At 69.4% G+C, this 20,741-nt stretch carries 22 protein-coding genes; 7 read left to right on the plus strand and 15 right to left on the minus strand.

Annotated features, from left to right (window positions below):
- The 4 genes from V7E05_RS07405 to rpsJ form a co-directional block, all read right to left on the minus strand.
- Positions 1 to 199, minus strand: a 199-nt coding sequence (locus V7E05_RS07405) for an uL23 family ribosomal protein (RefSeq protein WP_333619027.1), incomplete at its 3' end; no start/stop codon positions are given.
- Entirely contained in the window at positions 196 to 885 is a 690-nt protein-coding gene (rplD, locus tag V7E05_RS07410) for a 50S ribosomal protein L4 (protein WP_333619028.1), read from the minus strand. The genes rplD and V7E05_RS07405, both read right to left, overlap by 4 nt.
- Positions 882 to 1,547, minus strand: a complete 666-nt coding sequence (gene rplC / locus V7E05_RS07415; RefSeq protein WP_333619029.1) for a 50S ribosomal protein L3 — start codon at positions 1,545 to 1,547, stop codon at positions 882 to 884. Before rplC ends, rplD begins: the two co-directional genes overlap by 4 nt.
- A 40-nt stretch (positions 1,548 to 1,587) precedes the next feature.
- Positions 1,588 to 1,893, minus strand: a complete 306-nt coding sequence (gene rpsJ, locus V7E05_RS07420) for a 30S ribosomal protein S10 (RefSeq protein WP_333619030.1) — start codon at positions 1,891 to 1,893, stop codon at positions 1,588 to 1,590.
- Positions 1,894 to 2,710: 817 nt separating this feature from the next.
- Here rpsJ and V7E05_RS07425 point away from each other — a divergent pair.
- The 7 genes from V7E05_RS07425 to V7E05_RS07455 all read left to right on the plus strand — a co-directional run bounded on the left by V7E05_RS07425 (position 2,711) and on the right by V7E05_RS07455 (position 6,375).
- On the plus strand, positions 2,711 to 3,202 hold the full coding sequence (locus V7E05_RS07425) for an Asp23/Gls24 family envelope stress response protein (RefSeq protein ID WP_333619031.1): 492 nt from the start codon (positions 2,711 to 2,713) through the stop codon (positions 3,200 to 3,202).
- An 87-nt stretch (positions 3,203 to 3,289) separates the two neighbouring features.
- Positions 3,290 to 3,808 (plus strand): hypothetical protein, encoded by a 519-nt coding sequence (locus tag V7E05_RS07430; RefSeq protein ID WP_333619032.1) that lies wholly within the window; start codon positions 3,290 to 3,292, stop codon positions 3,806 to 3,808.
- A gap of 22 nt (positions 3,809 to 3,830) precedes the next feature.
- Positions 3,831 to 4,082, plus strand: coding sequence for a hypothetical protein (locus V7E05_RS07435; RefSeq protein WP_333619033.1), 252 nt, complete (start codon positions 3,831 to 3,833; stop codon positions 4,080 to 4,082).
- A gap of 125 nt (positions 4,083 to 4,207) precedes the next feature.
- The gene (locus V7E05_RS07440) at positions 4,208 to 4,393 is read left to right on the plus strand and encodes a DUF2273 domain-containing protein (protein ID WP_333619034.1); all 186 of its coding nucleotides are present in this window, start codon (positions 4,208 to 4,210) and stop codon (positions 4,391 to 4,393) included.
- Positions 4,332 to 5,141 (plus strand): Asp23/Gls24 family envelope stress response protein, encoded by an 810-nt coding sequence (locus V7E05_RS07445; protein WP_333619035.1) that lies wholly within the window; start codon positions 4,332 to 4,334, stop codon positions 5,139 to 5,141. The genes V7E05_RS07440 and V7E05_RS07445 overlap by 62 nt, the downstream gene beginning before the upstream one ends.
- Positions 5,138 to 5,806: a DUF6286 domain-containing protein gene (locus V7E05_RS07450; protein ID WP_333619036.1), complete on the plus strand. Its 669-nt coding sequence runs from the start codon at positions 5,138 to 5,140 to the stop codon at positions 5,804 to 5,806. Before V7E05_RS07445 ends, V7E05_RS07450 begins: the two co-directional genes overlap by 4 nt.
- Complete coding sequence (locus V7E05_RS07455; RefSeq protein ID WP_333619037.1) at positions 5,803 to 6,375, plus strand: hypothetical protein; 573 nt, start codon at positions 5,803 to 5,805, stop codon at positions 6,373 to 6,375. Before V7E05_RS07450 ends, V7E05_RS07455 begins: the two co-directional genes overlap by 4 nt.
- A gap of 353 nt (positions 6,376 to 6,728) precedes the next feature.
- Here the strand turns inward: V7E05_RS07455 and V7E05_RS07460 are convergent, their stop codons facing one another.
- The 11 genes from V7E05_RS07460 to V7E05_RS07510 form a co-directional block, all read right to left on the minus strand.
- Positions 6,729 to 8,399 (minus strand): PepSY-associated TM helix domain-containing protein, encoded by a 1,671-nt coding sequence (locus tag V7E05_RS07460; RefSeq protein ID WP_333619038.1) that lies wholly within the window; start codon positions 8,397 to 8,399, stop codon positions 6,729 to 6,731.
- A gap of 264 nt (positions 8,400 to 8,663) precedes the next feature.
- The gene (locus V7E05_RS07465) at positions 8,664 to 9,428 is read right to left on the minus strand and encodes a hypothetical protein (protein WP_333619039.1); all 765 of its coding nucleotides are present in this window, start codon (positions 9,426 to 9,428) and stop codon (positions 8,664 to 8,666) included.
- A gap of 239 nt (positions 9,429 to 9,667) precedes the next feature.
- Positions 9,668 to 10,858 (minus strand): elongation factor Tu, encoded by a 1,191-nt coding sequence (gene tuf / locus V7E05_RS07470; protein WP_333619040.1) that lies wholly within the window; start codon positions 10,856 to 10,858, stop codon positions 9,668 to 9,670.
- 197 nt (positions 10,859 to 11,055) lie between these two features.
- Entirely contained in the window at positions 11,056 to 13,167 is a 2,112-nt protein-coding gene (gene fusA, locus V7E05_RS07475; protein ID WP_333619056.1) for an elongation factor G, read from the minus strand.
- A gap of 343 nt (positions 13,168 to 13,510) precedes the next feature.
- Complete coding sequence (gene rpsG / locus V7E05_RS07480) at positions 13,511 to 13,981, minus strand: 30S ribosomal protein S7 (protein ID WP_333619041.1); 471 nt, start codon at positions 13,979 to 13,981, stop codon at positions 13,511 to 13,513.
- Positions 13,981 to 14,352 (minus strand): 30S ribosomal protein S12, encoded by a 372-nt coding sequence (rpsL, locus tag V7E05_RS07485; RefSeq protein WP_333619042.1) that lies wholly within the window; start codon positions 14,350 to 14,352, stop codon positions 13,981 to 13,983. Before rpsL ends, rpsG begins: the two co-directional genes overlap by 1 nt.
- A 342-nt stretch (positions 14,353 to 14,694) precedes the next feature.
- A complete protein-coding gene (locus V7E05_RS07490; RefSeq protein WP_333619043.1) occupies positions 14,695 to 15,417 on the minus strand; it encodes a TetR/AcrR family transcriptional regulator in 723 nt (240 codons plus the stop codon).
- On the minus strand, positions 15,387 to 16,352 hold the full coding sequence (locus tag V7E05_RS07495; RefSeq protein ID WP_333619044.1) for an enoyl-CoA hydratase-related protein: 966 nt from the start codon (positions 16,350 to 16,352) through the stop codon (positions 15,387 to 15,389). The genes V7E05_RS07490 and V7E05_RS07495 overlap by 31 nt, the downstream gene beginning before the upstream one ends.
- Before the next feature lie 40 nt (positions 16,353 to 16,392).
- A complete protein-coding gene (locus V7E05_RS07500) occupies positions 16,393 to 17,601 on the minus strand; it encodes an acyl-CoA dehydrogenase family protein (RefSeq protein WP_333619045.1) in 1,209 nt (402 codons plus the stop codon).
- A 46-nt stretch (positions 17,602 to 17,647) separates the two neighbouring features.
- Entirely contained in the window at positions 17,648 to 20,086 is a 2,439-nt protein-coding gene (locus V7E05_RS07505) for an acetyl/propionyl/methylcrotonyl-CoA carboxylase subunit alpha (RefSeq protein WP_333619046.1), read from the minus strand.
- Positions 20,087 to 20,094: 8 nt separating this feature from the next.
- The coding region (locus tag V7E05_RS07510) for a carboxyl transferase domain-containing protein (protein WP_333619047.1) at positions 20,095 to 20,741 on the minus strand (647 nt) is incomplete at its 5' end.

Below are 20,741 nucleotides of genomic sequence, written 5' to 3' on the forward strand. Positions count from 1 at the left end.
TGCGCTTGCCCTGGCGGTTGGCGGTATTCACAGCCGAGACCGTGACACCGAAGATCTCTTCGATGGCGATCTTGATCTGGGTCTTGTTTGCAGACGGGGACACGAGGAACGTGTAGACGTTCTGCTCGAGCAGCCCGTAGGCCTTCTCGGAGACGACCGGGGCGAGGATCACGTCCCGGGGGTCGGCGACGGTGCTCACTTGGCAGCCTCCTTGGCGGACGTGCCGGCGAGCTGACGCTTGGCCTGCTCGACGTAGGCGTGGAAAGCCTCGACCGTGAACACGACATCGTCCGCGTTGAGGACGTCGTACGTGTTGAGCTGGTCCGGCGCGATCGGGTGGACGTTGTCGAGGTTCGCCACGGACTTCCACGCGGCGAGGTCCTCGCGACCGAGGACGGCGAGCGTCTTCTTGCGGTCGGAGAGCGAGGCGAGGAGCTTGCGCACACCGGAGGTCGACGGGGTCTGGCCCTCGACGAGCTCGGTGAACACGAAGACCCGCTCGTTCGCGGCGCGGTCGCTCAACGCGGAGCGCAGAGCGGCGGCGATCATCTTCTTGGGCGTGCGCTGCGCGTAGTTGCGCGGCTGCGGGCCGTGGACGATGCCACCACCGGCGTAGTGCGGCGCACGGATCGAACCCTGGCGGGCGCGGCCGGTGCCCTTCTGGCGGAACGGCTTGCGACCGCCGCCGGCGACCTCGCCGCGCGTCTTCGTGGCGTGCGTGCCCTGGCGGGCGGCAGCCAGCTGCGCGACGACGACCTGGTGCATGAGCGACAGGTTGGGCTCGACGCCGAAGATCTCGGCGGGGAGCTCGACGCTGCCGTCGGTGCTACCGGCGGGGGTGCGGACGTCGAGGGAAAGGTTCACGGTGTTCTCCGTAGCGGTCATGCGTGGGCACCACCCTTCACGGCGGTGCGAACCGTCACGAGGCCGCCGTTGCGGCCCGGGATCGCTCCCTTGATGAGGAGGACGCCGGCTTCGGCGTCGACCTTGTGGAGCTTGAGGTTCTGGGTGGTCACGCGGTCGTTGCCCATACGGCCGGACATGCGCATGCCCTTGAAGACGCGGCCCGGGAAGGACGCGCCGCCGATGGAGCCCGGCTTGCGGTGGGTGGCCTGGTTACCGTGCGAGGCGCCCTGGCCGGCGAAGCCGTGGCGCTTCATCGTGCCGGCGTAGCCCTTGCCCTTGGAGGTGCCGGTGACGTCGACGAAGTCGATGCCGTCGAAGATATCGACACCCAGCTCCTGGCCGACCTCATAGGACGAGGCGGCCTCGGCGGACGGGAGACGCAGCTCGGTGACATGGCGACGGGGCGTGACCCCGGCCTTCTCGAACTGGCCCGACTCGGGCTTGTTGACCCGGCGCGGGTCGATCGCGCCGAATGCGATCTGGATGGCGTTGTAGCCATCGATGTCTTCGGTGCGGACCTTGGTCACCACGCACGGACCGGCCTTGATGACGGTCACCGGGACGACCCGGTTGTTGTCATCGAAGACCTGGGTCATGCCGAGCTTGGTGCCCAGGATCCCCTTGATCTCGGAATTACTCATTGTTCACGTTCTCCGCTGCACAGATTGGTCGGCGACTAAATCACTGGATGTTCACGTCGACGCTGCCCGGCAGGTCGATTCGCATGAGCGCGTCCACGGTCTTGGGCGTCGGATCGAGGATGTCGATCAGTCGCTTGTGCGTGCGCATCTCGAAGTGCTCGCGCGAGTCCTTGTACTTGTGCGGCGAGCGGATGACACAGTAGACGTTCTTCTCGGTGGGCAGCGGCACCGGGCCGACCACGTTTGCGCCGGTACGAGTCACGGCATCGACGATGATGCGCGCGGACTTGTCGATGGCTTCGTGGTCGTAGGCCTTGAGCCGGATGCGGATCTTCTGTCCCGCCACTTGGTCCTCTTCTTCTCCCCACCCCCGGGTTCCCGGGAGCAGTTATTCGGTCCTTGATGTCGTGGCCGGTGCCGGGCGGTGAACGCCCGTCCCGACAACGCCAGCCAGGTACATCGGTGCTTCGTCGTGGACTGGACCTCCTCGCACAACACACTCCGCGAGGGTCTCCCCATCGGACGACGCAGAACCTCCCGGACACGATTCCCCGTGGGAAACCTGGTCCGAGCGGGTCCGAAACCGATCCGCTGCCGCTGTGAATGTGTCACGACTTGGTCCACGCGGTCGGGCGTGTCGCCCTTCCGCTTTTCTGGCAAACGAATCCCAACGGAGTGTCCCGCGAAAGACCCGTTTGCCCGGGTCGTGCTCGCCTCGCCATCACGCCCCGAACCCTGCCCGAGGGCATTCGTTCGAGGTCGCCATGTCGAGGCAACTGGTCCAGTATGCACTACGGCCAAAACACGGGCAAATCCGTGGAGAAGTACTCCGGCGCCCCCGAAACCGGTCGCGCATCCACGGCTCCCCACAGGTCCCGACCCATCCCCCATCTCGAGCGGCCAACGCACCGCGCTGCGGGGCAGTAGTCTCTATTAAGGCTCCATGCCGAGGCAGGGAGGAAGACGCCGAGGGGCGCCGAGTGGGTTACGGCGCACGAGACGGTCGCATGAGTGTCCGCTGGCCAATGCCGATCCTCTCTATACTCCGGAAGTGGAATGCCTAGTGCCGCAACCCTTATTGTCTTGCGGGGCTCGGTTTAACCGATCACCACTTGTCCATCAGGCGCCGCTAGCGCGACGCCGAGCATCGAGGAGTTCGACTCATGGCCACCAACTCGTCCTCGTCCGCATCGACGTCCACGTCCGCGGCAGACAGCAAGTCCGCCGACACGGGCGCCCTCGAGACCACCAAGGGCGGCACCACGATCGCCGATGTGGTCGTGTCGAAGATTGCCGGCATCGCCACCCGCGAGGTCGGCGGCGTTCACGATGTCGGCGGCGGCGCCGCCCGCATGGTCGGCGTCCTCCGCGAGCGCATCCCCGGCGCGCGCACCAATGTCAGCCAGGGCGTGTCCGTCGAGGTCGGCGAGCGCCAGGCCGCGATCGACGTGAGCCTCATCGCCGAGTACGGCGTTGCCATCCACGAGCTCGCCCAGGCCGTCCGCCAGAACATCATCGCGGCGGTCGAGGGGATGACGGGCCTCGAGGTCACCGAGGTCAATATCGAGGTCACGGACGTCTTCCTCCCCGGCGACGAGGACGAGGACGAGCAGGACCAGGGCACTTCCTCGGAGACCCGCTCCCGCGTGCAGTAGTCCCGCGGCACGCACGCTCCGCACCCCGTCGGCGGGGGCCCGGCACCGCCGGCGCCCCCAGGCCCCGATCACAGTAGGTCGATGCGCATGGCTACCCAGTCACAGAACCTCGCCGCGGCGCCCCGCCCCGGCGGCGGCGCGCCGCAGGTCCGTCGCGTCGTGACCCCGGCACAGCAGGGCACCCTCGCCGTATCCGACGTATCCACCGCCACCTCGGTCTCCCGCGTGCGCACGCCGGCGCAGGAGAACGCGGAGACCGAGGACCGCGCCACGGCGGCGATCCTCTCGGTGCCCGGCGTCGCGCGCCTCTCGGGGACCGACGCGGCGGCGTTCCTCACCGCGGCATCGCGTATGACGCCGCAGGCCGGCGACACCCGGGCCCAGGGACGCGCGAGCGTGCGGGGCGGGGCGGTCGCGGCGTCCGTCGTCATAGACGGGTCCCGCAGCATTCCTGCCATCGAGCGGGACATCCGCGCCCGCATCGCGGAGCAGTGGGACGGGCGGCTCGATCTCGTGTTCAGCGACATCGAACTGCCGGGAGAAGAGCCGGACACGGAATCCGACGCGACGTCGGCCGAGGAGAGCGGGTCCGGCGATGGGCGCTGAGCGGCGGGAGCCCAAGGATCCGATGCAGTACAAGAAGGACAGGCGCGCCGCGGTCCTCGCGCACCACCCGGACCACGGCGGCTCGGCGGACGAGCTCATCGCCGCGCTCGAGGAGGTCGACCGCAAGCACGGGCTGGCCCCCGACAGGGCCGAGGCACGGCGCGCCTCGCAGCAGTCCGCGGACCAGGCCCTCGCGGTGATCGCGACGGCCGCCGCAGGGCTCGTGGCCGTGGGGGCGTCGGTCGCCTTCACGCTCATCACGCGCCGGCGCTGAGGCCACCGGAGAGCAAGACCGCACGAGAGAACGACCGAACACCGAAGTCCGAAGCGTCGGAAGCGGCATCGACCACTCGGCATCCACCACTTCCCTCGTCGATCACGAGGGCACCAGGAGGCATCATGAAGTACACCGCAGCATTCGCGGTGATCGGGCTGTTGCTCGCCATCGCGGGAATCGCCGGCGGACTCGTCGGGTTCCTTTTCGCCCTCGTGCTGGGCGCCATCGGCGGCGCAGCCGGCGCGCATGTCGACGGGCTCATCGACCTCTCCGCAGTCTTCCGCGGGCACGGCCGTGGACGGGGATAGCGGCTCTCTCGCGGGCACTACCGTCGGCGACGATTCCCGCGGCAGTACGGAAGCCTCCGAACGAGCACTGCGGACCATCGTCCGGCAGGCGGTGCTCGGCGTGTCCGGCTCCGTCGAGCACACGTCCGGCCTCAACCGGATCACCGGCCGCTCGTACCCGCGCGTCGAGGTGACGCGCGGCCACGACCGGGTCGCGGCCGAGGTCCACGTCGCGTGCCTGTGGCCGGTGCGTGTGGACGAGCTCGCCGCGACGGTGCGGGACACGGTCTGCCACGTTCTCCGCGAGCACACCCAGGCCTCCAGCGTGCAGACCGATGTCCACATCGGCGCCGTGATCCCTTCCGATGTGCCGCTCGACAGAGTCAATCTGCCGCTGCCCGCTCCCCAGGTCGCCTCCGGTCTCGATCCGCACGCGCCGGAGCCCACGGCCGCGCCCGCGATCGCGGACCCGCGCGTCGCCGAGCGTGCCGCCCCGCGCGTCCCCGCAGCACCGGACGCGGCGCGGGTCCGGTCCGTCGCGGCGCCGCGGCCCGAGGCGGTGCGGAATGTCTCCGCCCCGGCGCCCGAGCGGGTCCGGCAGGTCTCCGCGCCCCGCCCGCTGGCCGTGCAGCGCCCGGCGGAGCCCGCGGTGTTCGTCGCCAAGAAGGTTTCGGCACCCCGCCGTCAGCCCGTGGCACACCCCACCGTGGAGCGGGCGCGCACCGCGACCCAGGTGCGGCACCCGAGCGAACCGAGGAGGACACGATGAGCACATCGCCCGATCCGGATCCGAAGCCCGCGGCGGCCGATGCGAGCGAGTTCGAACTCGACCCCGCCGCCAGCCGCGAGGCGCCGAAGACGGTGCTCACCAACCAGCAGCTCGCCGATTCACCGAACGCGGCAGCCGAGGGGAAGCGTCCGCGCCGGGCGCCGGCCGCCCGGCCCGTGCTCGTCCTCCTCTCCCTCGTGCTGCTCGCACTCGCCGTCTTCGCCGGCTACGAGCTGTATGCGACCCTCCGCGAGGACTGGGTGCCGCTGCTCGGCCCGCAGGTCGAAAAGGGCCTCGACGCCCCTGCCGACTGGCGCTGGCTCTCGTGGATCGCGGGCGTCGTGGCGTTCATCGGGCTGCTCATGGTCATCGCCGCGCTGCGCCCCCGCTCGCGCTCGCACATTGGCTACGGCACCGACAATGCGCTGTGGCTCGGCCCTACCTCGGTGGCGCGGCTGTGCTCACAGGCGGCGGGACGGGTCTCAGGTGTCACGGGCGCCACGACCTATGTCGGCCGCCGGAAGATCACGTCCACCGTCTTCGCCGGCGGCAGGGATCCCGAGGACGTCGCGCTCGCCGTCCGGCAGGAGATCGCGCCGATCGTCGGAGCGCTCGAGGGGAACCGGACCCTCGTCGTCAAGATGAGAGGAATCACGGGACGATGACCACCAGGGCTTCGACACTCACCCGCCTCACGGTGCTCTTCTTCGGGCTCGTCGTGCTGCTCGCCGGGCTCTTCGTGCTCGCGTGGCGCCTCGACCTCTTCTCCATGCGCGACCGCATCGCCGGTGGACGGGTCCCCGACATCACAGCGTGGCCCGAGGCCTCGTGGTGGCCGTGGGCGCTCGGCAGCACGTGTGCGATCTCGGCGATCATCGCGCTCGCCTCCCTCATCGGACTGTCCGCGCGCCGCGGTATCGGCACGTGGGTCATGGCGGGCGCGAACGAGAACGGAGAGCTCACCTCGGACGTGCACGCCGTCGCCAGCGCCACCGCACAGAGCTTCGAGAAGCTCGACGGCGTACACAAGGCGGGCTATCGCGTCCGCCACCGCGAAGGCGTCCCGACAATGGAGATCTCGGTGCTCTGCGCTCCCTCGGTGTCGCTCGACCGGCTCGAGCGTGCCGCGCTGGTCAATGGCGAGGTCCTTGCCGAGTCCTTCTCCTCCCCGGCACTCGCGCAGAAGGTGTTCGTGCGGACCGAGAAGCTCCCGCGGGACCTGTCGAGCTCGTAGGTTCGGCGCGGGGCGGCGGACGCCGGTCCCGCTGGACGCGGAACTCCGAGCGCCCGCCCCGACAATTCGGGGCGGGCGCAGTGCCGCGATCGATGGTGTCGCGATGGAATCCGGATCCTTGCGGTCCGGTGGTACCTGCGAGGCGAAACGCCTACAGGCCGCCGAGGAGGAGGTGGAGCAGATCGCCGACGATTCCGACGAGACCAGACACGAGACCCATGGGGATTCCTTCCGTTGGAGTGGGGCCGAGGCCCTGAGCGTGTTCCTTAGCGGAACGATTCCGACAGTATGGACGTACTGTTTCGCCCCTCAGGCGCCCACGAAACGTCTGGATTTCCTCTCCGCGCACGGCGTCATGTTCGGTTAACACGAGCTAGCCGGCAGCTCGAGGCCAGCCTTCGCGCTCCCTTCACGACCAGGTCGATCGCGAGGAACGCGACGAGACTCAGCCCGAGCAGCGGAACGAAGTACCCGATCGCCGCGACGAGGAGTGCCGCGATCCCGGTCCGCACCGGGTGGGAGCGCGCGAGCGCGACGAAGGCCCCCGGCGCGGGTGCCCTGCCCAGCCGTAGCGGCCGGTGGGTCTCCGTCGCTCCCCAGGCGCGGCCTGCCCCTGGGCGGCGCTTCCACCACATGACGTAGCCCCGCACGATCACCACGCAGAGCGACGCGGCGACCGCCGCCAGAAGAAGCTGGTTGACGACGCCGAACAGCATTCCCATGTGCGCGCGGATTCCCCAGTCGGCGAGCTTCGCGGCCGCCGGGTAGTCCGCGAAGTCGAGGCGGTCGACCACCCCGCCGGTCGCGGGATCGATTCGCGCCGAGTCCGGTCCCGCCGTGTACGAGCGGCGGGTCTCGGCGACGTCCCAGGCTTCGCCTTCTGCGGCGGGCGGCGTCAGCTGCAATGGAAGGGAGAGGCCGGCCTCGAGCGACGATCGGAGCACTGTCGCAGGGGCGTCCGCCGGGGGCATCGCGGGGTGGTGTTCCATCGCTTGCTCGTGGCCCATGCCCGGCATGTCCATTCCGGGCATGTTTATGCCGTCCACGCCTTCCATATCCTGCATGCCCTGCGCGTCCTGCATGCCCTGTGCATCCGGCCCGTCGCTCCCCGAGGCCTCCGCGCCGGCGGCGGTCGAGTGTCCCGCGTGCTCTCCGCCGCCACCGAGGGACGGCGTCTCCCAGCCGGCCGCCGCACGCAGCCCGGAGACGTTTTCGCCCGCGAACAGGGACCACGTGAGACCCGTCGCCGAAAGACCTAGGAGCGCAATGGCAATCCAAGCCCCGAGCACAGCGTGCCGATTACGGTGTCCCGCGCGCGAGGGACCGCCCCACCAGCGCGCGCCCGAGCGCTCGCGGCGCAGCCACAGCAGCGGCGCTCCCGATCGGCGACGGCGATCCCACCAAATGTAGAGGCCGAACAGCGCGATGGGCGCGAGCCAGGAGGCGGCGAGTTCGGAGTAGATCCGGCCGGGCTCGCCGAGGTGCAGCCTGCGGTGCACCTCCGACAGCCAGGTGCGCAACGGCAGCGCCTGCCCGCTGCCGTACTGCACGGACACCGCCGGGACATCGCCCGTCGAGGGATCGACGAACACCACGCGGGTATATGAGCTCGAAGGCAGCTGCGGATCGTCGAAGAGCACCCGCGTGTTCTGCCCCGGCGATCCGACGACCACCGAGGAGAGCGACAAGTCGGGCAACTCGCGCTCCGCCGTGGCGATCTGGGTTCCCAGCGGAACCCTGATCTCCTCGCTCTGCGACGTGGTCCACGAGTGGTAGACGACCTTCTCCGCCTGCGGCGCGAGGGCGTAGAAGAAGCCGGTGAGCGCGGCGACGAGGAGGAAGGGCCCGACGAGCACGCCGGCGTAGAAGTGGACACGCAGCGCGAGGCGGCGAAGGGACGCGGCAGCGGACCGGCCGGGGTCCGCCGCTCCCCTGTCCCCTGGTTTCGGCGATGCGGCATCGGTTTCAGTTTTGGGTGGGGCTTGGTCGCGCCGCTCGGGCGGCGCGGAGAGGTCGTGCGTCAATGGAATTCTCCTGAGAGGGCGACCGCCACGGCGCGTCGGCGCTGGCCACTGCCGGCCGTCGATCGGCGCGGGCCGCCGGCGCGGCCTCTGCGCGGACTCCGTAAAGGAGTCGGCGCGGTAGGCCACGCGGGCATCGACGGCGTATCGGCGCGGGCGCACGCGTCTCTCTCCCGCGAAATGCGGGAGCGGATGACGGCGCAGGGCGCGGCCGCAAAGGGATCCGGTGCCCGACGTTGGACCGGGACCCGGCGAGGGTGTGTGGGGTCAGGAGAGCGCGGGCGGCGCGCGGCCGCCGAGTACCGCAAGGTACGGAAGTTCGGGGACGACGAGCCTACGGCGCGCAGGCACCGTACGGGCGAGCGGCGTCGTCGGCGTCCAGAGCTGCAGGAGAATGCGGCGGGCGCGACTCACCGCTCGGCGGAGCCCGACGAGCGCGAGCGGGACGAGGAACGCCATGAGCACGGCCGCACCGAAGTGGGCCGCCGCCATGGGCACGCCCATGTGGACGAGGTGCCCGCCCGCCATCTCCAGAAGCGAAGGGTGCACGGGCATCGCCTGCACCGCACCATCAGCACCCGCTGCGGCGTGCCCTGCACTGCCGCCGGCGGCGAGGGCCGCCATGGCCTCGCTCGCCGCCTCCCCGCCGCCGTGGGCGCCGGGGACCAACGCGGGCGAGCCCGCGCCCGGCGCGCTCGCCATCGCTGCCCCGGAAGAGCCGCCGTGCCTCGCGTGCATCGGGGTCACGAGGCTCATCGATACGTGGGCGACGAGCTGGCCGAGCACGCCGGCGCAGGCGAGCGCGAGCGGCCCTTGCGAGTACCTGTTGACGGCGGCGGCGATGGGCACGAGCAGGAGGACGGTGATCATCAGTCCTGCAGGACCGGGGGCGACGCCGCCGGCCGAGGTATGTGCGGCGATCGCCGTCAGAAGACAAGAGAGGAGGAGGACAACGCCGGGGGCCGCCTCGAAGCCCGTGCCCGAGGCGGCGTGCCAGCGGGCCGGGCGCGCACACGTGCGCAGATCTCCCACAGGCCCTCCCCGAGTCGCACGACCGTCTTCGCCGACAGATCACATCCTATGCGGGCGCCCTTCGGGTTCCACGCAGAGAGTCCCGTTTGAGAAAGAACTCGCAGCGCGATCGCCGGAACACAGAAGGTCCACACTCTCGGCGTCCTCGACAAATGCAGAGAGTCCCCCTCCCGCAGTGCGGGAGGGGGACTCTCGAGGCTCCGAGGGGCCGGTGGCACTAGGCCATCGAGTAGCGGATGCTACTTGATGATCTTCGTGACCTGGCCGGCGCCGACGGTACGGCCACCCTCACGGATGGCGAACCGCAGGCCCTCGTCCATCGCGACCGGCTGGATGAGCTCGACGCTCATCTCGGTGTTGTCGCCGGGCATGACCATCTCGGTGCCCTCGGGGAGGGTAACAACGCCGGTCACGTCAGTCGTACGGAAGTAGAACTGCGGACGGTAGTTGTTGAAGAACGGCGTGTGACGGCCGCCCTCGTCCTTGGACAGGATGTAGGCCTGGCCCTCGAAGTTGGTGTGCGGGGTGTAGGCGCCGGGCTTGATGACGACCTGACCGCGCTCGACCTCTTCGCGCTTGAGACCACGCACGAGGAGACCAACGTTGTCGCCGGCCTCGCCGTAGTCGAGGAGCTTACGGAACATCTCGATGCCCGTGATGGTGGTCTTGGTGGCCTTGTCCTTGATGCCGATGAGCTCGACATCCTCGTTGACGTTGATCTGGCCACGCTCGATACGACCGGTGACGACGGTGCCACGACCGGTGATCGTGAAGACGTCCTCGACGGGCATGAGGAAGGGCTGATCGGTGGCACGCTCCGGGTCCGGGATGGACTCGTCGCAGGCCTCCATGAGATCGACGATGGACTTGGTCCACTTCTCGTCGCCCTCGAGCGCCTTGAGCGCCGAGATCTGGACGACCGGGGCCTCCTCGTCGAAGTCCTGCGAACCGAGGAGCTCGCGGACCTCCATCTCGACGAGCTCGAGGAGATCCTCGTCGTCGACCATGTCGCACTTGTTGAGCGCAACGAGGATGTAGGGGACGCCGACCTGGCGCGCGAGCAGCACGTGCTCACGGGTCTGCGGCATCGGGCCGTCGGTGGCGGCCACGACGAGGATCGCGCCGTCCATCTGGGCCGCACCGGTGATCATGTTCTTGATGTAGTCGGCGTGACCCGGGGCGTCGACGTGAGCGTAGTGACGCTTGGGCGTCTGGTACTCGACGTGGGAGATGTTGATCGTGATGCCACGAGCCTTCTCCTCGGGCGCCTTGTCGATCATGTCAAACGCGAACGCCGAGTTCTCATCGGGGTAAGCGTCTGCAAGCACCTTGGTGATGGCCGCGGTCGTGGTGGTCTTGCCGTGGTCGACGTGACCAATGGTGCCGATGTTTACGTGCGGCTTCGTCCGCTCGAACTTCGCCTTCGCCACTTGATTGTCCTCCTGGACTGGATTGGGCCCACGTGGTTCGTGAGCACATCTCGGTTCAGCTTGTACTGATTCTTACTTACTGTGCCAGACGGCACGTTCCGGCGGCCACCCGGAGGTTTCGACCGAAGGCCGCCGGTAGGGCGCCCGTTCCCCAAAAGGTGCAGCGCACCCCCGGGAAACAGAACTCCCTTACCGGACTATTCCCCGGTCGCCTTGGCGATGATCTCCTTGGCCACACCGGCCGGAACCTCGGCGTAGTGACCGAAGACCATCGAGTAGTTGGCTCGGCCCTGCGTGCGGGACCGGAGGTCACCGACGTAGCCGAACATTTCGGAAAGCGGCACGAAGGCCTTGACGACGCGGGCGCCTGAGCGCTCCTCCATCGACTGAACCTGGCCGCGGCGTGCGTTGACGTCGCCGATGACGTCGCCCATGTAGTCCTCGGGAGTCGTGACCTCGACAGACATGAGCGGCTCGAGAATGACCGGCTTCGCCTGGCGAGCGGCTTCCTTGAACGCCATGGAGCCGGCGACCTTGAACGCCATCTCGGACGAGTCGACCTCGTGGTACTGGCCGTCGAGGAGGGTCGCCTTGACGTTGACCATCGGGTAGCCGGCGAGGATGCCGTACTGCATGGCGTCCTGGATGCCCGCGTTGACCGAAGGGATGTACTCCTTCGGCACGCGACCGCCGGTGACCTTGTCCTCGAACTCGTAGGTCTCGCCCTCTTCGATCTTCTCGTCTTCGAGGGGCTCGAGTCGGATCTGGACCTTGGCGAACTGGCCGGAACCACCGGTCTGCTTCTTGTGGGTGTAGTCGTACTTCTCGACTGTGCCCTTGAGCGTCTCGCGGTAGGCCACCTGCGGCTGACCGACGTTGGCCTCGACCTTGAACTCGCGCTTCATCCGGTCGACGAAGACGTCGAGGTGAAGCTCGCCCATGCCGCCGATGACCGTCTGGCCGGTCTCCTCGTCGAGGCGGACCGTGAAGGTCGGATCCTCGTCGACGAGACGCTGGATGGCGGTGGAGAGCTTCTCCTGGTCGGCCTTTGTCTTCGGCTCGATGGAGACGTGGATGACCGGGTCCGGGAAGGTCATCGACTCGAGAACGATCTGCTCGTTGAGATCGCAGAGCGTATCACCCGTGGTGACGTCCTTGAGGCCAATGAACGCGTAGATGTTGCCGGCGGTGGCCTCTTCGACCGGGTTCTCCTTGTTGGCGTGCATCTGGAAGAGCTTGCCGATGCGCTCCTTCTTGCCCTTGGTCGAGTTCTGGACCTGGGCACCCGGCGCCACTCGACCCGAGTAGACGCGGGCGTAGATGAGCTTGCCGAAGAAGGGGTGCGAGGCGATCTTGAACGCCAGCGCGGAGAAGGGCTCGTCCTTGGACGGCTTACGGGTGAGCTCGGTCTCCTCGTCGCCGACCTTGTGGCCGTGCACCTCGCCCACGTCGAGTGGGGTCGGGAGGTAGTCGATCACGGCGTCGAGCATGGGCTGGATGCCCTTGTTCTTGTACGCCGAGCCACAGAGCACGGGGTAGATCTCGGAGTTGACCGTGAGCTTGCGGATCGCAGCCTTGATCTCCTCGAGGGTGAGCTCCTCGCCGCCGAAGTACTTCTCCATGAGAGTTTCGTCGGTCTCGGCAACCGTCTCGATGAGCTGCTCGCGGTACTGCTCCGCCTTCTCCTTGAGATCCTCGGGGATCTCCTCGTAGGTCGGCTCCGCGCCGATCTCGACTTTGCCGCGCCAGGTGATGGCCTTCATGGTAAGGAGGTCGACGACGCCGTCGAAGTCGTCCTCGGCACCGATCGGGAGCTGCATGACCAGCGGCTTGGCACCGAGGCGGTCGACGATGGTCTGCACGGTGTAGTAGAAGTCCGCACCGAGCTTGTCCATCTTGTTGACGAAGCAGATACGCGGCACGTCGTACTTCTCGGCCTGGCGCCAGACCTGCTCGGACTGCGGCTCGACGCCCTCCTTGCCGTCGAAGACGGCGACGGCGCCATCGAGCACGCGGAGCGAACGCTCGACCTCGACGGTGAAGTCGACGTGACCCGGGGTGTCGATGATGTTGATCTGGTTGTCGTCCCAGAAGCAGGTCACGGCGGCGGACGTGATGGTGATGCCGCGCTCCTTCTCCTGCTCCATCCAGTCAGTCGTCGACGCGCCGTCGTGGGTCTCGCCGATCTTCCGATTGACACCCGTGTAGAACAGGATGCGTTCGGTGGTAGTGGTCTTACCGGCGTCGATGTGCGCCATGATGCCGATGTTGCGGACCTTGTTCAGGTCGGTCAGCACGTCCTGTGCCACGGAATTACCCCGATCGTGTCTGGTCATCGAGGCCTTCTGGGCGAGCGTGCGCGCCGTGGGCCTCGGTTGGTCTTTTGCCGTTCTCTACAGCCGTATTCGTGACGGCGGAGAGCTGTGGAACTCCCAGCCATACAGAATACTGCCTTGCTCCGCTACGTGCAGCATCGGAGACTTACACCGATGGGCGTTCCACCGCCGGGCGCAGTGTGCGGCGTCCGCCGCACGCCCGGTTCCGACAGCCGGAGGCCGCCGGGAAAAGGACCGCGAGGGCCGGCCTCCGAAGCCGCATGCGCCGCCTGGGGCGGGCGGGCTCCGGTGGTCGACCCCCGGGATCATCGCGTGATCACCAACGGTAGTGGGCGAAGGCGCGGTTGGCCTCGGCCATCTTGTGGGTGTCCTCGCGGCGCTTGACGGCGCCACCGAGGCCGTTGGAGGCATCGAGGATCTCGTTGGCGAGACGCTCGACCATCGTGTTCTCACGACGCTGACGCGAGAAGGTTACGAGCCAGCGCATGGCGAGGGTCGTGGAGCGGCCCGGGCGGACCTCGATCGGCACCTGGTAGGTCGCGCCACCGACACGGCGGCTGCGGACCTCGAGGGCGGGGCGCACGTTGTCGAGCGCCTTCTTCAGCGTGATGACCGGGTCGGTGCCGGTCTTCTCGCGGCACTGCTCGAGAGCCGAGTAGACGATCCGCTCGGCGGTGGTCTTCTTGCCGTCGATGAGGATCTTGTTGACGAGCTGCGTGACCAGCGTCGAACCGTAGACCGGATCGTTGATGAGCTGGCGCTTGGGGGCGGGACCCTTACGGGGCATTACTTCTCCTTCTTCGCGCCGTAGCGGCTGCGTGCCTGCTTGCGGTCCTTGACGCCCTGCGTATCGAGGGAGCCGCGGATGATCTTGTAGCGGACACCCGGGAGGTCCTTCACTCGACCACCACGAACGAGCACCATCGAGTGCTCCTGCAGGTTGTGGCCCTCACCGGGGATGTAGGCCGTGACCTCGATGCCGGTGGTGAGACGGACACGGGCGACCTTACGGAGAGCCGAGTTCGGCTTCTTCGGGGTGGTCGTGTACACGCGGGTGCAGACGCCACGACGCTGCGGGCTGCCCTTGAGGGCAGCCGTCGAGGTCTTCCCGGTCTTGTCGTGGCGGCCCTTGCGGACCAGCTGATTGATAGTTGGCATAAACCGACTTTCTCTTGTGCGCCCCGCGACTCCCACCGCCATTTCGGCGGCCGGACTCGCGGTTCGCAAGGATGGGGCACAAATATTGTTCGCGGAACCGAACGCTCGCCACCCGCTGCGCGCTACCGCCAATTTTCCCGGTTTCCGCGCGCGCCGGAATGACTCGGCCGCTCTCGCTGGCCTACTGAGATTCGCGTTCGTCCCGCTCGCATATTGCGAGCACGATGTAAAAGCGTAGTCAATGCGCAGTTGGGAGGTCAAAAGCGGCCCCTTCGCCCTCGGCCGCCGACTGTCGGACCTGCGCGTTCTCCATTGTGCCCCGAGCGCGCTCCGGCGCGCGATTCAGGGCAGACGCTTGATCGTGACCAGCTCCTCGGCCCACGCATCGAGCTCCCCGACGCGCCTCGCGGCGTCGTCGATGAGGACCTCCGCGAGCCCGAGCCCGCGGGCGAGATCGAGGGTCGCGCGGATCATCCTTCGCGTCCGCTGATCGGACATGTCCGCCCGCAGCGTCGTGGCGACGAGGTCGTAGAGATGGCGCGAGAGTTGGGCCTCGCTCGGCACGATCCGGGCACGCAGCGCGGGGTCGGCGGAGGCGGCTGTCCACACCTGCAGGGCGGCCTTGAAGAGGTCCCCGGTGAAGTGCTCGGAGATGTGCCGGACGACAGAGCGCGTGCGCTCCGGCTCGGTGTCCGGCCGCTCGGTGCCGAAGGTCTCGTCGAGCTGCGCGCTGCGCTTGATCACCATGTCCTCGAGAGCGGCGATCATGAGGTCCTCGCGGGTCGGGAAGTGGTGCTGTGCTGCGCCACGCGAGACGCCCGCCCGCTCGGCGACGGCGCCGACCGTCGTCACAGGCCATCCGCTGCCGGCCAGCATCTCGATCGTCGCCGAAAGGAGGCTGTCACGGGTGATCCGGCTGCGCTCCTGCTTCGGCGAGCGCTCCTCGGCATCCGGGCGCGCGAACGGCGCGGGATTCGCGGGCTGCGAAGACTGCGGAGCCCGCGCCCCCTGCGTTCCCCGCGCGACCGCACCGCCTACGGTGCGGGCTTCGCTTCGCTCACCCATGCCGGACTCCGCCTCTCCAGGAATGCCGTGACCCCCTCCGCGGCGTCCTCGCCGAGGAACATCTCGGCGGAGATCTCCGCGACGCGCTCGCCCTCGGCGTCGAGATCGGCGAGCAGTGGCGCCGCGAGCAGCGCCTTGGTCGCCGCGAGGCCCGCCGGCGAGCTTTTCCCCAGCGACTGTACTAGGGCGCCGACGAGCTCCTCGCGGGCGTCGGAGGGGCGGCCGTCCGGCGGGTCCGCGGCCGCGGAGGGGCCTGCCGCGCCTGCCGAAGCTGCCGGGCCCGCCGCATCCACGAACTCGGTGATCAGGCCCGAGGCGACGGCCTCGGCGCCGCCGAAGGTGCGGCCGGTGAGAGCCGCGCGGGCCAGCGCGCGCGGGCCCATGCGGTGACGCAGGGCCAGGGAGATCATCGCGGGGGCGAGGCCGAGACGGACCTCGGAGATCCCGAACGTGGCGTGCGGGCCGGCGATCGCGAAGTCGCACGCGGCCACGAGGCCCACTCCTCCCGCACGGGCGTGGCCGTCGACCACGGCGGCGACAGGGACCTCCGCCGTCACGATCCTGCGGACGAGCCCGAGGAATGCGCGGGTCCGCGCGGCGACGGCTGCCGCGGGATCACCTCCATCCGCCCCGTCCGCGCCGCTCGCCTCCGTGAGGTCGGCGCCGGCGCAGAAGGTTCCGCCCGTGTGGCCGAGGAGGACGAGCCGGACGGCCGGGTCCGCCTCCGCCGCGTCGAGTGCCTCGCCGAGCCCGCGCAGGAGCGCCGAGGACAGCGCGTTGCGGTTGTGCGGGGTGTCGAGGGTGACGTGCGCGGCAAAGCCCTCGGTGCGGTAGCGGACAGCGTCGGCGAGGCGCCGCTCCCCCGGCGGATCCGTGTGGGGTTCGCCGTGCGGATCGACCTGCGCGTCGCCCTGGGGCCGTTCTCCGTGTGCCATTGCTCGACCTTCCGATTCGATTCGTCCCTCGCGCAGCGGATCAGTAGCTGCGCGGCAAGCCGAGGCTGTGCTGGGCGACGAAGTTGAGGATCATCTCGCGGCTCACCGGCGCGATGCGCGGCAGCCGGGAGGCGGCGAGCATCGAGGCGAGCCCGACATCGGTGGTGAGCCCACTTCCGCCGAGCGTCTGGATCGCCTGGTCGACGGCCTTCGCGGAGATCTCGCCCGAGGCGTACTTCGCCATGTTCGCGGCCTCGCCCGCCTCTGCATCGAGCCCGGCATCGACGAGGGCGGCGGCCTTGCGCATCATCAGCGCGGCGAGTTCGAGCTCGATCTTGCACTGCGCGAGTGGGTGCGCGAGCCCCTGGTGGGCGCCGATCGGCCGCCCCCAGACCTCGCGCTCGCGGGCATAGGTGGCGGCCTTGTCGAGCGCGTAGCGGGCGTTGCCGATGGCCATCGCCGAGGCGATGACCCGCTCGGGATTGAGACCCGCGAAGAGCATCGTGAGCGCGGTATCCCCGTCGCCGACGAGCGCCTCGGCCGGCACGCGGAGGTCGTCGAAGAACAGGTGGAACTGGCGCTCGGGGAGGCGCACCTCCATGTCGATCGGAGTCGCCGAGAACCCGGGGGTGTCGGTGGGGACCATGAACAGCGCGGGCTGGAGGCGCCCGGTCCCGGCATCGGAGAGGCGCGCGACGATGAGCACCCACTCGGCCTGGTCGACCCCGGAGATGAAGGTCTTCTGCCCACGGATCACGAAGTGGTCCCCGTCCTTGGTGGCCGTGGTGGTGATCGCGTGGGAGTTCGAGCCCGCGTCCGGCTCGGTTATCGCGAAGGCCGCGACCTTCTCCCCCGAGGCGATCCCGGGGAGGTAGCGGCGCTTCTGCTCCTCGGTGCCATAGCGGGCGATGATCGAGCCGTTGATCGCCGGGGAGACGACGAGCATGAGTGCGCCCGCGCCCTGTGCCGAGAGCTCCTCCTGCGCGATGCACAGCTCGGTGAGCCCCGCTCCCCCTCCGCCGTATTCCTCCGGCAGGTTGAGGCCTATGAGTCCCGCGTCCGAGAGCGCGGCCCACAGCTCCGTGGTCGGGGTGTTCGTGCGCGAGGCCTCGGCGACGTAGGCGAAGCCGAACTTCCTGCCGATATCGCGGGCGAGCTCGCGGAGTTGGGCTTGTTCTTCGGTGTCGATGATGGGGTTGCCGACGGGCGTTTTCCCTGCGGTCGTGGCGGTGTCTGTGGTGGTTGCCATCGTGGCGGTCCTTCCGGATCTACTGGTGTCGAGGGGATTGCCGCTGCTAGCCGGCGCTACCTGGGCGTTCTTCCGGGGCCCCGCCCTCGGGCCCGCTCCCGGGATCGTCGATGCGCACGAGCACCCGGCCCGCGTCGACCTTCTCGCCCACGGAGACCCCGAGCTCGCCGACGATCCCGGCCGCGGGCGCCGCGATGGTGTGCTCCATCTTCATCGCCTCGAGCCAGAGCAGCGGCTGCCCCTCGGCGACGTCGTCTCCCTCGGCGACGGCGATCCGGACGATGCTCCCGGGCATCGGCGCGAGCAGCGAGCCCGCGCCGGCCGCGGCGTCGGGATCGGGGAAGCGCGGGGCGAGCGCGAATCTCGTCGCCCCCTCGGGCCCCTCCACGTCGATCTCCCACCCGCTCGCATCGCCCATGACGGCGGACGTCCCCGCACCCGCGCCCGCGCGGCGCGAGGTGACGACGTACCGGCGGTCGACCCCTGCGGAATCGCGGACGAGGACTTCGGCGCGGACGCCTCCCCACCCGGCGCCCTGGGTGCCGAGGATCGCGGCGAGCGCGTCGTCGCCGAGCGCTCCGGCGGATTCGCCCTCGGGGCCGCCGGAGGGCTCACCCGGGCTCTCGGCGAGCGTCACGCGGCCGGAGACGATCGCGGCGCCCCAGGGTGGAACGGCACCTTCGCCGTCATCCGGGAAGCGGGACGAGGCCGTGCGCGCGAAGGACGGCGCGGCGGCGGAACGGCGGTCGGTAATCTCGATCCGCACGGCCGGGCGGTCGGGGCCGGCCGTAGGGAGAAGGTCGACGTTGCGGCCGGCTGCGCCGACATTGCGGAAGCCGCGCAGGGGCGATGCTGCGGCTCGGCCGCAGATTCCAACCCCGGCCCCGGCCCCGTCCCCGGCGGCGATGGAATTGCCGGAGCCGAGCTCGCTCCGCCCGCTCTCCTCCCGCGCCTCGGCGTCCTCGACCGCGAGCGCCGCGGCCAGCGCGCAGCGCCCGAGCGCGGCGCCCTCGACTACAGGCGCGAGCACGTCCCCGCCGGTCTCGGCGAGGAACGCAGTCGACGCGGTCCCCGCCAGGAAATCCGGGTGGGAGAGGATCCGGACGAGCTGGTCGCGGTTGGTGTCGATTCCGTGGATGCGCGCTCCGCGCAGCCGCGTCGCGAGCAGCCGGGCGGCCTCGGCGCGGCGGGGCGCGTAGGCGATGACCTTGGAAATCATCGGGTCGTAATCCGTGCCGACGGCGAGAGGGCGCTCGCCGGCCGCAGAGTCGAGGCGCAGGTACGAGCGCTCCCCGCGCGGGGAACGGAAGCGGTGCACGTCCCCGCCCGGCAGGTCCAAGGCGTACAGGGTGCCCGCCGAGGGCCGGTAGTCGGCGGCGGGGATCTCGGCGTAGACGCGCGCCTCGATCGCGTGCCCGCGCGTCCTGGGCGGCCCGGCGGAAGGTAGCGGCTCTCCAGCGGCGACATCGAATTGGAGTCGCACGAGGTCGAGCCCGCTCGTCGCCTCGGTCACGGGATGCTCGACCTGCAGGCGGGTATTGACCTCGAGGAAGAAGAACTCTCCATCGCAGTTGGCGAGGAACTCGACCGTGCCGGCTCCGACATAGCCGATGGCGAGGGCCGCCGAGCGCGCGGCCTCGAACAATTCCTCGCGCATCTCCGGCTGGCGTTCGACGAGCGGCGAGGGCGCCTCCTCGACGATCTTCTGGTGGCGACGCTGGATCGAACATTCGCGCTCCCCCACCGCCCACACCGCACCGTGACGGTCGGCCATGATCTGCACCTCGACGTGGTGCCCGTGCTCGAGGTAGCGCTCGCAGAACACGGCGTCGTCGCCGAAGGCGTGGCGCGCCTCGTCGCGGGCGCGCTCGACCTGTTCGGCGAGCTCGGACCGGCTGCGGGCCACGCGCATTCCGCGACCGCCGCCCCCGGCGGACGCCTTGACCAGTACGGGGAACTCCCGCTCCTCCACGGTCGCGGGGTCGAGGTCGGCGAGCATGGGGACCCCGGCGTCGGCCATCAGCTCCTTCGCCGCGATCTTCGATCCCATCGCGATGATCGCGTCTGGGTCGGGCCCGATCCATACGAGTCCGGCGGCGCCCACGGCCCGCGCGAAGCCGGCATTCTCCGAGAGGAAACCGTAGCCCGGGTGGACGGCGTCGGCGCCGGCGGCGAGGGCCGCGTCGACGAGGGCCTCGGCGGAGAGGTAGGTGTCCGCGAGGGAGTCGCCGGCGAGCTCGACGGCGAGGTCTGCCTCGGTGGCGTGCGGGGCGTCGGAGTCCGCGGTGGTGAACACCGCGACTGTCTCGATACCCATCTCGGTCGCGGTGCGCATGATCCGGCGGGCGATCTCGCCGCGGTTGGCGACGAGCACGCGCGTGATCGGGCGGATGACGGCGGACGGCGCCGTCGCCTCGCCCTGTGCGGCGCCCCGGTCTCGGTTCTCTTGGCTCATCTCGACTGCGCTCTTCTCGTCTGCATTCATGTCTCCCCTCACATCCGGAAGACGCCGAAGGAATCCGTGCCCTCGACGGGTGCGGAGTGGATCGCGGACAACGCAAGCCCGAGCACGGCGCGCGTGTCCCGAGGGTCGATCACGCCGTCGTCGTAGAGCAGCCCGGACAGGAACAGCGGGGTCGATTGCTCCTCGACCTGCGCGACCGCGAAGTCGCGCATCGCCTTGAGGTCGGCCTCTTCGATGGGCGTCCCGCGTGTTGCTGCGGCGCCTGCCGCGACGGTTGTCACGACCTCGGCGAGCTGTTCGGAGCCCATGACGGCGCACGTCGCGCTCGGCCAGGTGAACAAGAACCTCGGGTCGAAGGCCCGCCCGCACATCCCGTAGTTGCCCGCGCCGTACGAAGCGGCCGTGATGAGGGAGATGTGCGGGACGGTTGAGTTAGCGACGGCGTTGATCATCATCGAGCCGTGCTTGATCATCCCGCGGCGCTCGTACTCCGATCCGACCATGTAACCGGTCGTGTTGTGCATGAACACGAGGGGCCGGTCGTAGCGGTTGGCGAGTTCGATGAACTGCGTGGCCTTCTGCGCCTCCTCGGAAAACAGGATCCCGCGGGCGTTGGCGAGGATGCCCACGGGGTAGCCGCAGATCTCGGCCCATCCCGTGGCGAGCGAGGGCCCGT

The organism is Dietzia sp. (assembly GCF_036741115.1).
In the GTDB taxonomy this organism is placed as follows: domain Bacteria; phylum Actinomycetota; class Actinomycetes; order Mycobacteriales; family Mycobacteriaceae; genus Dietzia.

Bases quoted from the DNA above. Each gene is read 5' to 3' on its own strand.
- rplD (WP_333619028.1), bottom strand. From the start codon at position 885: ATGACCGCTACGGAGAACACCGTGAACCTTTCCCTCGACGTCCGCACC.
- rplC (WP_333619029.1), bottom strand. From the start codon at position 1,547: ATGAGTAATTCCGAGATCAAGGGGATCCTGGGCACCAAGCTCGGCATG.
- V7E05_RS07425 (WP_333619031.1), top strand. From the start codon at position 2,711: ATGGCCACCAACTCGTCCTCGTCCGCATCGACGTCCACGTCCGCGGCA.
- V7E05_RS07430 (WP_333619032.1), top strand. From the start codon at position 3,290: ATGGCTACCCAGTCACAGAACCTCGCCGCGGCGCCCCGCCCCGGCGGC.
- V7E05_RS07435 (WP_333619033.1), top strand. From the start codon at position 3,831: ATGCAGTACAAGAAGGACAGGCGCGCCGCGGTCCTCGCGCACCACCCG.
- V7E05_RS07440 (WP_333619034.1), top strand. From the start codon at position 4,208: ATGAAGTACACCGCAGCATTCGCGGTGATCGGGCTGTTGCTCGCCATC.
- V7E05_RS07445 (WP_333619035.1), top strand. From the start codon at position 4,332: ATGTCGACGGGCTCATCGACCTCTCCGCAGTCTTCCGCGGGCACGGCC.
- V7E05_RS07450 (WP_333619036.1), top strand. From the start codon at position 5,138: ATGAGCACATCGCCCGATCCGGATCCGAAGCCCGCGGCGGCCGATGCG.
- V7E05_RS07455 (WP_333619037.1), top strand. From the start codon at position 5,803: ATGACCACCAGGGCTTCGACACTCACCCGCCTCACGGTGCTCTTCTTC.
- rpsG (WP_333619041.1), bottom strand. From the start codon at position 13,981: ATGCCCCGTAAGGGTCCCGCCCCCAAGCGCCAGCTCATCAACGATCCG.
- rpsL (WP_333619042.1), bottom strand. From the start codon at position 14,352: ATGCCAACTATCAATCAGCTGGTCCGCAAGGGCCGCCACGACAAGACC.
- V7E05_RS07490 (WP_333619043.1), bottom strand. From the start codon at position 15,417: ATGGGTGAGCGAAGCGAAGCCCGCACCGTAGGCGGTGCGGTCGCGCGG.
- V7E05_RS07495 (WP_333619044.1), bottom strand. From the start codon at position 16,352: ATGGCACACGGAGAACGGCCCCAGGGCGACGCGCAGGTCGATCCGCAC.
- V7E05_RS07500 (WP_333619045.1), bottom strand. From the start codon at position 17,601: ATGGCAACCACCACAGACACCGCCACGACCGCAGGGAAAACGCCCGTC.
- V7E05_RS07505 (WP_333619046.1), bottom strand. From the start codon at position 20,086: ATGAATGCAGACGAGAAGAGCGCAGTCGAGATGAGCCAAGAGAACCGA.